Genomic DNA, 14098 nt, shown 5'->3' with positions numbered 1-14098 from the left:
GTCATCACCGACGCGGCCACGGGCAAGAAGCTCTACGAGTACCAGGGCATCGAGACCGTGCGAGCGGGGCCGGGAGGCACCGCCGGAAGAGGGAGAAGGAGACGGTCGGGCTACAGGGAGTGCACGTGCGGGCCGACCGCGTTCGACCAGGCGTTGCCCGCGGAGGCGTCCCAGTTGGTCGACCAGGTCATCGCGCCGCGCAGGCCCGGGTAGGCCTTGGCGGGCTTGAACGAACCGCAGTTGGTGAGCTTGGTCAGGCAGTCGAGGGCGTTGTTCACGACGGTCGGGGAGACGTAACCGCTGCCCGCGCCGCTGGTGGAGGCGGGGAGGCCGAGGCCGACCTGGGACGCGTCGAGGCCGCCCTGGAGCTGGATGCAGGCGAGCGCCGTCAGGAAGTCGACCGAGCCCTGCGAGTAGACCTTGCCGTCGCAGCCGAGCATCGAACCGCTGTTGTAGTACTGCATGTTGACGACGGTGAGGATGTCCTTGATGTTCAGCGCGGTCTGGAAGTACGTGTTCGACGTGGACTGCATGTCGATGGTCTGCGGGGCCATGGTGATGACCAGGGACGAGCCCGCCTTCCCGGACAGGGAGCGCAGCGCCTGGGACATGTAGGTCGCGTTGAGACCGTTCTCCAGGTCGATGTCCACGCCGTCGAAGCCGTACGTCTGCATCAGGGAGTAGACGGAGTTGGCGAAGTTCGTGGCCGAGGCGGAGTCGCTCACCGAGATGGTGCCGTTCTGGCCGCCGATGGAGATGATGACCTTCTTGCCCGCGGCCTGCTTGGCCTTGATGTCGGCCTTGAACTGGTCGACGGTGTAACCGCCGAGGCCGGCCGAGTCGAGCGTGAAGCTCACGGCGCCCGGTGTGCTCGTGGCGTCGGCGAACGCGACGGCGATGATGTCGTACTGCGACTGCACGGCGGAGAGCTTCTGCACGGTCGCGCCGTTGTTGAAGTTCTGCCAGTAGCCCGTCACGGCGTGCGCGGGCACGGTGCCCCCGCCTCCGCCGCCCGAGGCGGTCGTCGTCCCGGTGACGGCGGACGACTTCGCCGACTCACCGGCCGAGTTGGTCGCGCTGACCTGGAACGAGTACGACGTCGAGGCGGAGAGCCCGGACACGGTCGCGGAGGTTCCGGTCACCGACTGGACCTTGGAGCCGCCCTGGTACACGTTGTAGCCGGTCGCGCCCGACACGGTGTTCCAGGCCAGGGAGACCGACGAGGACGTCGTGGAGGGCACGGCGAGGCCCGCGGGGGTCGCGGGGACCGTCGGGGCCGGGTCGCCGCCACCGCCCCCGTCGGGGCCGAACACCGAGAAGTCGTCGGCGAGGTAGGCGGGCTGCCCGTACCAGCCGTGCGTCCAGACCGTCACCGACGTCGTCGAGGCGCCGGTGGTGAAGGTGGTCGAGAGCTGCGTCCAGGTGGTGTTGGGCGTCCAGGTCGACACGTCCGTCGTCCCCGTGCCGCTCGCGCCGAGGTAGGTGTAGGACCCCTGGACCCAGGCGCTCAGCGTGTACGTCGAGTTGGGCTTCACGGCGACGGACTGGGAGCACTGCGCGTAGTCCTGTCCCGCGGGCGTGCCCTTCAGGGCGGCCGAGCCGCCGTGCACCGGCGAGGAGACGGTCGCGCCGCTGCCCGCCGAACAGGTCCAGTTGCTCAGGCCGGACTCGAAGCCGCCGTTCCTGACGTTGTTGACGTCGGCGGCCTGGGCCTGGCCGGCCAGACCGGTGAGGGAGAGGACGGACGCGGTGACGGCGGCGGCGAGGGCTCCCGCCCATCTCCGTCCGGGCATGCGGATGACGCGGTCCACTGGGTCCTCCAGGGAGAGGTGGGGGAGGGGGAGGGGGAACGGAACGGTGGCCACCGCCGGTGGATACAAGTTGGTCCAGACCAATCTGGTTGTCAAGACCTGCGGCACTCCCAACGCCCTTATGCGAAGCCCCAGTTGTTTTGAGACGGCTTACTCTCCGTTGATCACGCCCGCACCTTCGGTGAGATGATCTCGGAGATTCGGTGTTGAGCGGGCCATGCCGTGGATATGGTGCTGATGCAAGAGGGCGTCACCGTGGCGATCCGCGGCCGTTGTTGGAACGACTGTGACGCTCTATGGCGACAAAGGGGCGATCTGAGGCGGTGGTTGACCACCCCGCCGCAGCGAACGGGGTGTGTGCAGCGTGCCGACCGCGATAGCCGTCACCAGTCCCGATCTGGTGCTCCCACCGCACGACCGGCAGACCCCGCCGGCGGCCGTCCAGCCGCTCGGCACCCTGGAGGACTCCCTCACCGGGATGCACGCGCTCATCGAGCAGCACGGGTATGTCATCGCCCTCTACCCGGCCTCCGCCGAGAGCGCGGTCACCCGGCGGCTGCACACCGTCCGCTCCGTCCTGGAGAGCGACCGCATCGCGTTGCTCGGCATCGACCTGCCACCGCTCGGGATCGCCCTGCTGGCCCAGCAGTTGCGCCAGCTCTCGGTCTGCGACTTCAGCCCCGGTGTCCTCGCCTCCGCCGCCCGGCTGCTCGCGCACTACATCTACGCCGGCGCCCTGCTCGGCTCGGTCGCCAAGCTCGACCGGGTCCCGGTCTCCCTGAAGTCGCACGCCAAGTCCTGGGTGCCGGGCGCCCAGTTCGCCGTACTGGCCAATCCGCGTGCCGAGCTGATCAGGGTCGGCCAGGAGGACCTGCCCGGACCGGAGTTCGGGACCCGGCTGCTCTCGGCCGCCGGCCAGCCGCCCTCCGACTGGGTCACCTCCACCCTCGCGCCCGCCTGGCAGGTCCAGGGTGCCGCGACCGTCCCGCTGCCCGAGGAGTCGGTCCGCTGGTGGGGGACGAACCGGCTCGTCGAATTCGCCGCCGGACTGTACGACGTCTCCGTCCTCTACCAGCTCGTCTCCTCCGTCAGACGGGACGAGTGCCGCTGGTGCGGCCTCGAACTCATCGGTGACCGCTGCGGGTTCTGCGCCGCCCCGCTGCCGCCGCAGGCCTCGGTTCAGGAGCTTCCGGCCACGACCGTCCGGGCAGCCTCTCCGGTACGCGCCCTGCCCCGAGGTGCCACATAGGCCCCCCGGCCCCGTCCGAGCCGCACGCCAGGCACGACCGCACACGCACCGGCACGACCGCACAGCGCACCAGCCACGACCGCACAGCGCACCAGCCACGACCGCACAGCGCACCAGCCACGACCGCACAGCGCATCAGGCCCGACCCGCCCGACCCCGCCGTCCCCGTAGATCGAGGTTGTCCTGAACATGCTGCATCAACCCGGAGGTCAGCCCCCGGATCCCCGGCAGGAACGACAGCCCGGTCCGCTTCCCGGCACCGCCCCACGAGGAGAGATTCAGTGAACTCGCGCCAGCGCCGCGGCGTCATCCTGCTGGTCCTCTCGGTCCTGTGCGCCCTCGGCGCCTTCGCCGGAGTCCTGTCGGTGATCCGCGACGTGAACTCCAAGGTCGGCCCGGAGGTCACGGCGTACCGCCTCAAGAGCGACATCGCGCCCTACAAGGAGCTGACGGCCGACCAGTTCGAGAAGGTCTCGATGCCGGAGCGGTGGCTGTCGTCCACCGCCGTCACCGACCTCACCCGGATCCGCGGGAAGATCGCCGTGACCCGGCTGGAGAAGGGCTCCCTGCTGCAGGCCGACATGATCGTCGACAAACCCCGACTGGCCGCGGGGCAGCAGGAGATCGCCATCATGATCGACGCCTCGACCGGTGTCGCGGGAAAGATCGACCCCGGCTCGCGGGTCAACATCTACGCCACCTTCAAGGCGGAGAACGACAAGGGCAGGGATCAGTCCAAGGTGATCGTCGAGAACGCCCGCGTCATCGACGTCGGCAAGCTCACCGCCCTCGAACCCGACCAGTCCAGCGCCGACCGGCGCAACAGCGCCGCCCAGGCCGTCCCGATCACCTTCGCGCTCGGCACCGCGGACGCCCAACGCGTCGCGTACGCCGAGTCGTTCGCCGAGCACGTCCGGCTCGCCCTGGTCGCCGGCGGCTCCGACACGATCGTGGCGCCCGGTGACCGTACGTACACCCTCGACGAGGACAAGTAGGAGGCCGCGCATGAGGTCCATGGCCATGCCCACGGGGCGGTGCCCGGGGCCGCGTACGAGGCCGGCCGCCATGACGCGGACGCGGCCGGCACCGGGCCCCCGGTCCGGGACGCGGCGGCGGGTGCCGGGGGTGCCGTTGCCCGACTGGGCACAGGGCACAGGGGCCGGCGCGCGGCACGCGAGCGAGGAGCTTCGCCGATGACCATCCGTATTCTTCCCGCCGTCGGTGACATCGACTCGGCCCGTGCGCTCACCACCCTGCTGAGCCAGCTCGCCGACACCGAACCCGCCCCGCCCGTACCCGACTCGACAGCCCTCCTCGACACCCTCGCGCGCCTCGCCGCCGAGTCCCTCGACGAACTCCCCGAGGTCGTCCTCGTCCACGAACGCATCGGGCCCGTACCGGCGTTGGACCTGATCCGCGACCTCGTGATGCGCTTCCCGGCCGTCGGTGTCGTCCTCATCACCGCCGACACCAGCACCGGCGTCCTCACCGCCGCCATGGACTCCGGCGCCCGCGGCATCATCGGCCTGCCGCTGGGCTACGACGCCCTCGCCGAACGCGTCCAGGCCGCCGCCGCCTGGTCCGCCGGAATGCGCCGCCACCTGCACAGCGGCGCGCCCGAGGTCTACGCGGGCCCCGGCGGCACCGTCGTCACGGTGACCGGCGCCAAGGGCGGCGTCGGCGCGACCGTCACGGCCGTCCAGCTCGCCCTCGCCGCGAAGGCGTCGGGACACAACGTGGCGCTGCTCGACCTGGACCTGCAGTCCGGGGACGTGGCCTCGTACCTCGACGTGCAGTTCCGCCGGTCGGTGGCCGACCTCGCGGCCATCACCGACATCAACGCGCGCGTCCTCCAGGACGCCGTCTACACCCACGACAGCGGCATCGCCCTCCTGCTCGCGCCCGCCGAGGGCGAACGGGGCGAGGAGGTCACCGACCGGGTGGCCCGCCAGGTCCTCGGCGCGCTGCGCTCCCGCCACGACGTCGTCGTCGTCGACTGCGGCTCCCAGATGAACTCGGCCACCGCCGCGGCCGTCGAGATGGCCGACCGGGCCCTGCTCCTCGTCACCCCCGACGTCATCGCCGTACGCGCCGCCAAACGCATGGTCCGGATGTGGGACCGCCTCCAGATCCGCAAGGCGGAGGAAACCACGACCGTCGTCAACCGCTTCGCCCGCGGTACGGAGATCCAGCCGTCCCTCGTCGAACGCGTCACCGGCACCAAGGTCGCCCGCTCCTCGGTGCCCGCCGCCTTCAAGGAACTCCAGTCGGTCGTCGACGCGGGCCGGCTGCACGACCTGGACGCCCGCTCGACCGTCAAGCAGGCGCTGTGGTCACTCGCCGCCGAGCTGGGCCTCGTCGTCCCCCAGGAGGGCGGGGCGGGCGGCAGGCGCCGCAAGGCGTCCGCCGCGGACCGGGGCGCGCTCTCGCTCCGCGGCCGGGGAGGCGACCGGGGAGCGGTCACCCTCGAATTCGCCGGGATGTTCCCGCTGCTCCTGGTCGTCATGACGATCCTGTGGCAGTGCGTGCTGTACGGGTACTCGTACTCGCTGGCCGGGAACGCGGCGGACGAGGCGGCCCGGGCGGCCACCGCGGCGTACGCGGTGCACGGTGATTTCCAGGGCGCCTGCGACGCGGCCGGGAGCAAGCATCTGCCGGGCTCCTGGAAGGACGCGGAGATCTCCTGCACCGCTTCGGGTCCCGTCATGCAGGCCACCGTCGACGTAGACGTCCCCCTGTTTTTTCCGGGCTTCGATGCGGGCTTCCACGTACGAGGCGGCGCGGGCGCGGCACTGGAGGGGGACGACCGATGAGGACGCACCCGCGGACGGCATCCGGCGGAAGGGGGCGTGCCGGTACATCACATGTCCGTCGCTTACGTTCGGATCGGGCAACGCTTCACACCACACCGACGTCTGATCCAGCGGCGACGGACGGATGTACCGGCACGCCCCCGACCCACCACGTACCCGCGTCCGCACCCGCACCCGCGAGCAGGGTCCGGGACGACCGGGGCGTCTCCATCCTGGAGTTCGTCGGGTTCCTGCCGATCCTGCTGCTCATCGGGCTGGCGGCCATCCAGCTCGGGCTCATCGGGTACGGCGTCAACCAGGCCGGTACCGGGGCGCGGGCCGCCGCGCGGGTCGCCTCGCAGGGCGGCGACGGCGGGGCGGCGGGAACGGCCGCCGTGAGCGGATGGCTCGACCCGAACGTGTCGTTGGAGGGCGGGCCCGGGGCCGACCTCACCACGGCCACGGTCACGGTCACGGTCCCCAACGTCATCCCCCTCTTCGACCGTTACCCCGTCACCCGCCACGCCACCATGCCCACCGACGACTGACCGGGAGGAGCCGACACCATGAGCCTGCGATCCCGCATCGCCTCCCCCGACGAGGGGGGACCCGCCCGTGAGGACGGACACCTCGTCGCCGTCTACCGCGCCAAACTCCTCGAGGAGATCGACCTCGCCGAGATGTCCAGCCTGGCGGCGGCCGAACGCCGGGTCCGTCTCGAACGCGTCCTCGGCCACATCATCAGCCGCGAGGGCCCGGTCCTCTCCACCGCCGAACGCTCCCAGCTCATCCGCCGGGTCGTCGACGAGGCACTGGGACTCGGCGTCCTCGAACCGCTCCTCGCCGACGCGTCCATCACCGAGATCATGGTCAACGGCCCGGACTCGATCTTCGTCGAGCGGGCCGGCCGCGTCGAACAGCTCCCGCTGCGCTTCGCGTCCAACGAGCAGCTCATGCAGACCATCGAACGCATCGTCTCGACGGTCAACCGCCGCGTCGACGAGTCCAACCCGATGGTCGACGCCCGCCTGCCCACCGGCGAACGCGTCAACGTCATCATCCCGCCGCTCGCCCTGACCGGCCCCACCCTCACCATCCGCCGCTTCCCCCGCGCCTACACGCTCCCCGAGCTGATCGGCCTCGGCTCCCTGGACGAGCAGACGCTCATGCTGCTCGCCGCCTTCGTCCGGGCCCGCTTCAACGTCATCGTCAGCGGCGGCACCGGCAGCGGCAAGACCACCCTGCTCAACGCGCTCTCCGGTCTCATCCCCTCTCACGAGCGCATCATCACGATCGAGGACTCCGCTGAGCTCCAGCTCCAACAGGAGCACGTCATCCGCCTCGAATCACGCCCCCCGAACGTGGAGGGCAAGGGCCAGATCACCATCCGTGACCTGGTCCGCAACTCCCTGCGCATGCGGCCCGACCGCATCATCGTCGGAGAGGTCCGCGGCGGCGAGACCCTCGACATGCTCCAGGCCATGTCGACCGGCCACGACGGCTCGCTCGCCACCGTCCACGCCAACTCCGCCGAGGACGCCCTCATGCGTCTGCAGACCCTCGGCTCGATGTCCGAGGTCCAGATCCCCTTCGAGGCGCTCAAGGACCAGATCAACTCCGCCGTCGACGTCGTCGTCCAGCTCTCCCGGCACGCCGACGGCTCCCGCAAGGTCACGGAGGTCGCGCTGCTCGTCTCGCACGGCCGCGAACAGTTCCGGGTCACCCCCGTCACCCGCTTCGTGCCCCGCCCGGTCGGCGCCGACCGCGTCGTGAGGGGCCACTTCGAGCACCTTCCGCTCCCGCGCCCGGTCGCGGAGAAGCTGTACGTCGCCAACGAGCCGCTGCCGCCCGCCTTCGGCGTCGCCGAGGCCATCGACGTACTCAACACGAGGCAGGCGATCGGATGACGTCCCCGACCACGGATTCCGCCATCGAGGAGTCCCGGGCCGCGAGATCCCCCGCCCCCGCGCCCCTCACCTCCGAAGGGAGGCAGCCATGAACGACCCCGCACTCCTCGCCCTCGGCGGAACGCTCCTCTGCGGCACGCTCGCCGTCGCCGGCGTGCACACCTACGCCTCGGGCCGTGCCCAGCGACGGGACCTCCTCGACCGCCTCTCCGGCGGCGGCCGGCTCCCGACGGCGGGCGGCAGGGCACGCCGCTTCGCGGGCGTCGACCGCAGACTGCGCCGCACCCGCCTCGGCCGGACGATCCACCTGCGCCTGACCGCCACGGGACTCGATCTCACGGCGGGGGAGTTCTTCACCTACGTCACCGCCGTGGTCGTCGCCCTGTGGCTGATCGCGGCCGCGACCCTGGCCCCCTTCTTCGGCCCGATCGCGGCCCTCCTCGGCGTGTGGAGCGCGGCCATCTTCCTCAACTGGCAGCGCCAGAAGCGCATCGAGGCGTTCATCAACCAACTCCCCGACGTGGCACGTCTGCTGGCGAACGCGACGGCGGCCGGCCTCGCCCTGCGAACGGCGCTCGCCATGGCCGCGGAGGAGCTGGAGGCCCCGGCGGGCGAGGAACTGGCTCACGTGGCGGACCAGTTGATGCTGGGCCGCACGATCGACGACGCGCTCGGGGAACTCTCGGAGCGACTGCCCTCCCGCGAGCTGATCGTCCTCGTCACCACCCTCGTCCTGGCCAACAAGGCCGGCGGCTCCGTCGTCAGCTCCCTGCGCAACCTCACCCAGACCCTGGAGGACCGCAAGGAGACCCGCCGCGAGGTCCGCACCATGCTCTCCGAGGTCAACGCGACCGCCTTCACGGTCCCCTTCCTCGGCATCGGCTCACTGGTGCTGATCAACTCCTCGAACGAGGGAGCCCTCGCCCGCGTCACCGGCTCCGCTCTCGGCCAGGGCCTCGTCCTGCTCGCCCTCGGCCTCTACACCGTGGGCTTCTTCGTCATCCGCCGGCTCGGCAAGATCGAAGTGTGAGGGAGGGATCACCATGCTGCCGCTGCTGCTCGCCGTCCTGATGGGCGCGGCCGTCGCGGGCGTCCTCCTGGGTGTCCGGATGATCCGCTCCGAGGTCAAACTCCCCAGCGACCTCCAGCTCGCCCTGGAGGTCGGCGGGACCCGTGTCTCGGTCGCGGACTCGGCCGTCGACCGCCTCGGCATGCGCTTCGCGCCGACCGTCCTGCGTCTGATGGGCCCCCGGCGTGTGGACGCCAAACGCCGGCGCATCGACATGGCCGGCAATCCCGGCGGTCTGACCCTGAACCGCTACGCGGCCCGCCGCGCGGTGTACGGCGTCTTCGGTGTCGTTCTCGGGCTGGTCTTCCTCTCCAACGGCCAGTTCCTCTTCGCCGTGCTCACGTTCGCCTTCGGGCTGGTCGCGGCGGACGCCCTCATCTGGCAGGCCGTCCGGGAGCGCAAGGAGGTCATCGACCGCACGCTGCCCGACTTCCTCGACGTCCTCGCCGTCGTCGTCTCCGCGGGTCTCGGCTTCCGGCAGGCCCTGGACCGGGTCGCGGAGAAGTACGAGGGACCCTGGGCGGACGAACTGCGCATCACCCTGCGTCAGATGGACATGGGCGTCAGCCGCCGCCAGGCCTTCGACGAACTGCGCAGACGCAACTCCTCCGAGCAGGTGGCCCAGTTCGTCTCGGCGCTCCAGCAGGGCGAGGAACTCGGCTCCCCGATCGCCGAGACCCTCATCCAGCTCGCCACCGACATGCGCCGTACCGACGCCCAGAACGCCCGCCGCCGTGCCGCCAAGACCATTCCCAAGGCCACGATGGTCACCCTGGTGTTCATGCTCCCGGCGACGATGATCCTCATCGCGACGGGCATGTTCCTGGGCTCGGGCACCGACTTCGGCTCGATCCTGGGGCGCTGATGAGGAGCCTTCCGAGGAGCGGGGGTGACGCGGCCCGCGCACACCCGCGCCGGGCCCTTGAGCTCGCGCGAAGCCACGGGCGCCGGTCGGCCCGACGCGCGCGAGGCCGTGCGCGCCGGTTCCTCCGGCTCGCGCGGACCCGTGAACAACGGGGCACCGGGTACCTCGCGGACGACGCGCCCGCGCCCGGTGGCATCCGCCTCCAGCTCAACGCCCTCCAGGCCCTGTGCCGGCAGGCCTTCGCCGTCCGACTCGCGGCCATCGTGGTCGGCGCGCCCTTCGCGATGACGAACGCCACGGGCGGCCTCCTGCGTTACGCGGTCCTCGCGGCCGCCGTCCTCGGCGTCATGGGCTCCTACGCCATGCTCCGGGACTGGGACCGCTTCGGCCCCCGCCTCCTCGCTCACCCGACCCTGATGGGCCTGGACCTCACCTTCGGCGCGGTCCTGCTCCTCACCGCGTCCCCGGCCTCCCCCCTCGCCTACGCCACGGTCTGCACCCCGCTCCTGTCCGGCCTGCTCTACGGCTGGCGCGGCGCGGGCGTCTTCACCGGATTCCAGCTCACCGTGCTGCTCACGGTGTTCAGGGCCTGGGAACACCGGCCGGGAGCGGGGTCCAACACCCTGCTCATCGCGGGCTTCTGCGTCGGCGCCGGCATCATCGGCGTCACCCTGCGCAATCTGCTGTTCCGCTTCGGCACGGCGGGACAGGCCCTGGCCGAGGCGACCAGCAGGCTCGCCGTCGCGGAGGCCGTGGAGTCCGAGCGGGCCCGCCTGGCACGCGAGATGCACGACTCCGTGGCCAAGACGCTGTACGGGCTCGCGCTGGCCGCGGAGGCGCTGGCCGCCTCCTCGGAGGGCGCGGACCCGCAGGCGCTCAAACGCCAGGCGACCGCCGTCGCGGACGCGGCCCGCCTCGCCGCCGCCGAGTCCCGCACCCTCCTGACGGACCTGCGGCGGCACAGCGACCTGACCGACCCGGACATCGACCTCCTGCCCGAACTCGGCGCCATGGCGGCCGACTTCGAGGCACGCACCGGCATCGCTCCGGTCGTACGGCACCGGGGCGCGCCCCCGGTCCTGCCCGGCAGCGCCGCCCACCACGTCCTCGCGATCGTGTCCGAGGCCCTGGAGAACGCCCACCGCCACGCGGACGCGAGTGTGCTGACAGTCGAACTCGACGTGTCCGCAGGCGCGTTCGCACTTCTCGTCCGCGACGACGGCGTCGGTCTCCCGGCTCCGGCGACCCCCGCCATGCTCACCGCCTGGACGAGATCCGGCCATTTCGGCCTGCTCGGCATGACGGAGCGGGCCGCGTGCGTCGGTGGCCTCATCAGGCTGGACCGACCCCTCTGCGGGGGTACCGAGGTCCGGCTGACTCTCCCGCTCCAGACGGCCGTCCTTCCCGCTCCCCCCACTTCCCAAGAGGAGGCCGCACATGTCTGACCAGGCACTTTCCGGCCCGCCCCTGCGTGTCCTCGTGGCCGACGACAACCCGGTCGTACGAGCCGGCCTGACCGCGCTGCTGGACGCACACCCCGACATCACGGTCGTCGCGGCGGCACGGGACGGCGCGGAGGCACTGGACCGTGCCGCCCTCCTCATCCCCGACGTGGTCCTCCTCGACGTCCGGATGCCCGGCACGGACGGCCTCACCGCACTGCCCGCACTGTGCGCGATCGCGCCCGTGATGATGCTGACGTACAGCCGTGAACCCGAGGTCGTGGCGGAAGCCCTGCGCAAAGGCGCGTCCGGCTACCTCGTCCATGGCGAGTTCACGGCGGCCGAACTGATCGCCGCCGTACGGGAGGTGCGCCACGGACGCCCGACTGTCCCGGATTCACTCGGAGTTTCGTACCAACCCCACTCGTTCTCTTCGCATCTGCAACCGGCTGTGGCACAGTCTTCGGAAGCTCGGCCCTTACCGGCGGCGGGACTTCACCGCCATGCCGTCCATCAGTCCGGGTTCGGCCTGAGTTCGAGGGAGGTGGAGGTGATGGACCTCATCGCGACCGGCATGAGCAACCGTCAGATCGCCGCCACCTGCTTCATCGCGGAGAAGACCGTGAAGAACCACATCAACCGCATCTTCGCGAAGCTGCACAGTTCCTCGCGGAGCGAAGCGATCGCCCACTGGCTGGGCACGGCGCACGAGGGGTGGAGCCGATGACTCCGTCCCGCGTTCCCCACCAGCGAAGTTGGGCCCCTGGGCCCACTCGCGGTAGGCGACTTCTCACGTACGGTGCTCGGGTCGTTAGTGGCCTCGGCAGGGAGGGCAGTCCTGATGAACAGGTTCACCGCATGGACCCGAACGGTGATCGCCCGGACACGGGGCGCCCACCGGGACGCGGGGGCGGGGTTCGTGGAGTACGCGGGCTTGATGATCATCATCGCGGGGATCTTCACGATGATCGATGGCTTGGGGCTGGACGGCGCCATCTCGGGAGCAATCATGAGGGCAGTCAACAACGTCACCGGCGGCTGACCGGCCTTGCTCTCAGCAGCGATAGGGGACAGACCCTCCCCATCTACATCTGGCTGACGGGGATTCTGCTCTTCGCCGCGTTCGCCTTCTTCGCCTTCGCTCAAGCAGCGTCCGCCCGCAATGGAGCTCAATCCGCGGCGGACGCTGCGGCGTTGGCGGCCGCGCAGGACTCCCGCGACGAACTCGTACAAGGGCTGACGGGAGCCATCGGTACGGACGACCACTGGCTTGACTGGCTCGACGGCGACAAGTTCCAGGGCGCGGGGGCCTCGGCCGCCGCCGCCCGGCTGGCCGCCGAGAACGACTCGGACTTGCAAGGTGGGCCTCAGCCCACCGTCGTGAACGGATTCCCCGGGTATCGCGTGGCGATCGAGACCCGTTACACGGTCGGCAAGTCGATCATCCCGGGTACGGAGAGCCGCCATGCCCAGGCGCACGCGACGGCGGTCATCGAGCCGCGCTGCACCTTCGCCGCCGACGCGGACCCCAAGAAGCCCGTGCGGCTGGATTGTGCCGGGCACAGTGTGGACATCGATCCCGAACATTTCCATTCGGACGACCTTCCCGACGCGTCCGTGCTGTTCTCAGTGCATCTGGCCGAGTGAGAGGAAGCCGTACCGATGGATCTCCGGCACACCATGAAGGGCCGCAGGGCCATGGCTGCGGTGGCGATCAGCACCGGATTGCTCCTGACGGTGTCCGGGTGCGGCGGTGACGACGGCGGCGACAAGCCGAATGCGACTTCGTCCGCCTCCCAGTCGCACAAGGGGGGCGACGACGGCGCGAAGCAGGCGTCTCCGTCAGCGAGTCAGAACCAGGTACTGGCCGAGGTCAAGGGCGAAAACGGCTTGGTCCTCGCGGTCACCTCGGCCAAGAGGGACGGCGGGGGTTTCGTGACCGTTGAGGGAACGGTCACGAACGACACTGACACGCTCTGGGTGGCGGCTGACTGGCGTGGCGACGAGAAGGAGTTGGCCAGGAATGGCGGGTCCATCGCCGGTGCCAGTCTGATCGACCAGAAAGGCAAGAAAAAGTACCTCATTCTGAGGGACACCTCGGGCCGATGCCTGTGCACGCAGTTCACCGGAGGCGTCCGCCAAGGCGAAACCACCCAATGGTTCGCCCAGTTCCCAGCACCCCCCGCCGGAACCAGCGCCGTCGACTTCCAGGTCGGCTCCATGCCACCCGCCTCCATCGAGATCTCCGAGGGCTGACCCATGGCCCTCCCGCCCCGCGCCGCCGCGACGACGTTCACGGCCCTCGCCGTCCTGATCACGCTCGGCCTGCCGGGGCCCGCCTCCGCGGACGACGGTGACCCCAGTGCCCCGCCCGGCAGCGTCACCACCTCCCCGCCCCCCGACGTCGACGCCAACAGCCCGGGGCTCAAGCTCGCCGACGGCGCGACCCTCGCGCCCGCCAAGGTGCTGGACATCAAGTCGGTCGTGGAGGACCTGGGCGGCGAGGAGCGCCGGGAGGACACCAACGAGGACGTGACGTTCGCCCTCCAGGCGGAGGTCCTGTTCCCCAAGGACAGCTCGAAGCTCAACCCGGACTCCCAGTCCCGTATCCAGGCGATCGCCGACGAGATCAAGGCCCAGCACGCCACGACCGTCCGCGTCTTCGGATTCACCGACAACCTCGGCTCGTACGCGCACGGCCTGACCCTCTCCAAGAAGCGTGCGGAAGAGGTGCACGACCGGCTGGCCGCCGCGCTCGGCTCGGCGGAGGCGGACGTCACCTTCGAGGTGCGGGGCTACAGCGAGGACTACCCGATCGCGGACAACACCTCGGAACAGGGCCGCCGCAAGAACCGCCGGGTGGAGGTGACCTTCCCGAGGGGCGCCGCGGACGGGAACAGCGCCTGACGCGCGCGTCACCTTCTCCCGCGCCCGGCCTCCTGGCACCATTCCCCGACGAACGG

14 protein-coding genes are annotated in these 14098 nt (G+C 70.7%); 13 read left to right on the top strand and 1 reads right to left on the bottom strand.

Annotated elements, in window-relative coordinates:
- Positions 1–110: 110 nt before the first annotated feature.
- Positions 111–1793: a chitinase gene (locus ACWEBX_RS14100; protein ID WP_451885116.1), complete on the bottom strand. Its 1683-nt coding sequence runs from the start codon at positions 1791–1793 to the stop codon at positions 111–113.
- A gap of 382 nt (positions 1794–2175) precedes the next feature.
- Between ACWEBX_RS14100 and ACWEBX_RS14095 the strand changes: the two genes are divergently transcribed.
- From ACWEBX_RS14095 to ACWEBX_RS14035, 13 genes are all read left to right on the top strand, one after another.
- Complete coding sequence (locus tag ACWEBX_RS14095; RefSeq protein WP_451885114.1) at positions 2176–3060, top strand: hypothetical protein; 885 nt, start codon at positions 2176–2178, stop codon at positions 3058–3060.
- A 281-nt stretch (positions 3061–3341) separates the two neighbouring features.
- Positions 3342–4055: a Flp pilus assembly protein CpaB gene (cpaB, locus tag ACWEBX_RS14090; RefSeq protein ID WP_451885113.1), complete on the top strand. Its 714-nt coding sequence runs from the start codon at positions 3342–3344 to the stop codon at positions 4053–4055.
- 198 nt (positions 4056–4253) lie between these two features.
- Positions 4254–5873 carry an AAA family ATPase gene (locus ACWEBX_RS14085; protein WP_451885112.1) on the top strand — a complete coding sequence of 540 codons (1620 nt, stop codon included), beginning with the start codon at positions 4254–4256 and terminating at the stop codon, positions 5871–5873.
- On the top strand, positions 5870–6400 hold the full coding sequence (locus tag ACWEBX_RS14080) for a TadE family protein (RefSeq protein ID WP_451885111.1): 531 nt from the start codon (positions 5870–5872) through the stop codon (positions 6398–6400). Before ACWEBX_RS14085 ends, ACWEBX_RS14080 begins: the two co-directional genes overlap by 4 nt.
- An 18-nt stretch (positions 6401–6418) precedes the next feature.
- Positions 6419–7759: a CpaF family protein gene (locus ACWEBX_RS14075; protein WP_451885110.1), complete on the top strand. Its 1341-nt coding sequence runs from the start codon at positions 6419–6421 to the stop codon at positions 7757–7759.
- Positions 7760–7847: 88 nt separating this feature from the next.
- A complete protein-coding gene (locus ACWEBX_RS14070) occupies positions 7848–8789 on the top strand; it encodes a type II secretion system F family protein (RefSeq protein WP_451885109.1) in 942 nt (313 codons plus the stop codon).
- Between the two features lie 13 nt (positions 8790–8802).
- The gene (locus tag ACWEBX_RS14065) at positions 8803–9693 is read left to right on the top strand and encodes a DUF5936 domain-containing protein (protein WP_451885108.1); all 891 of its coding nucleotides are present in this window, start codon (positions 8803–8805) and stop codon (positions 9691–9693) included.
- Positions 9693–11138, top strand: coding sequence for a sensor histidine kinase (locus ACWEBX_RS14060; RefSeq protein ID WP_451885107.1), 1446 nt, complete (start codon positions 9693–9695; stop codon positions 11136–11138). The genes ACWEBX_RS14065 and ACWEBX_RS14060 overlap by 1 nt, the downstream gene beginning before the upstream one ends.
- Positions 11131–11862: a response regulator gene (locus ACWEBX_RS14055; protein WP_451885106.1), complete on the top strand. Its 732-nt coding sequence runs from the start codon at positions 11131–11133 to the stop codon at positions 11860–11862. The genes ACWEBX_RS14060 and ACWEBX_RS14055 overlap by 8 nt, the downstream gene beginning before the upstream one ends.
- Before the next feature lie 114 nt (positions 11863–11976).
- Complete coding sequence (locus tag ACWEBX_RS14050; protein ID WP_386987012.1) at positions 11977–12177, top strand: hypothetical protein; 201 nt, start codon at positions 11977–11979, stop codon at positions 12175–12177.
- Complete coding sequence (locus ACWEBX_RS14045; protein ID WP_451885115.1) at positions 12174–12782, top strand: pilus assembly protein TadG-related protein; 609 nt, start codon at positions 12174–12176, stop codon at positions 12780–12782. The genes ACWEBX_RS14050 and ACWEBX_RS14045 overlap by 4 nt, the downstream gene beginning before the upstream one ends.
- Positions 12783–12797: 15 nt before the next feature.
- The gene (locus ACWEBX_RS14040) at positions 12798–13391 is read left to right on the top strand and encodes a hypothetical protein (protein WP_451885105.1); all 594 of its coding nucleotides are present in this window, start codon (positions 12798–12800) and stop codon (positions 13389–13391) included.
- A 3-nt stretch (positions 13392–13394) separates the two neighbouring features.
- Positions 13395–14042 (top strand): OmpA family protein, encoded by a 648-nt coding sequence (locus ACWEBX_RS14035; protein ID WP_451885104.1) that lies wholly within the window; start codon positions 13395–13397, stop codon positions 14040–14042.
- The last annotated feature ends 56 nt before the right edge of the window (positions 14043–14098 follow it).

The organism is Streptomyces sp. NPDC005070, from assembly GCF_053600395.1.
This window is presented reverse-complemented; position numbering and strand designations above follow the sequence as displayed.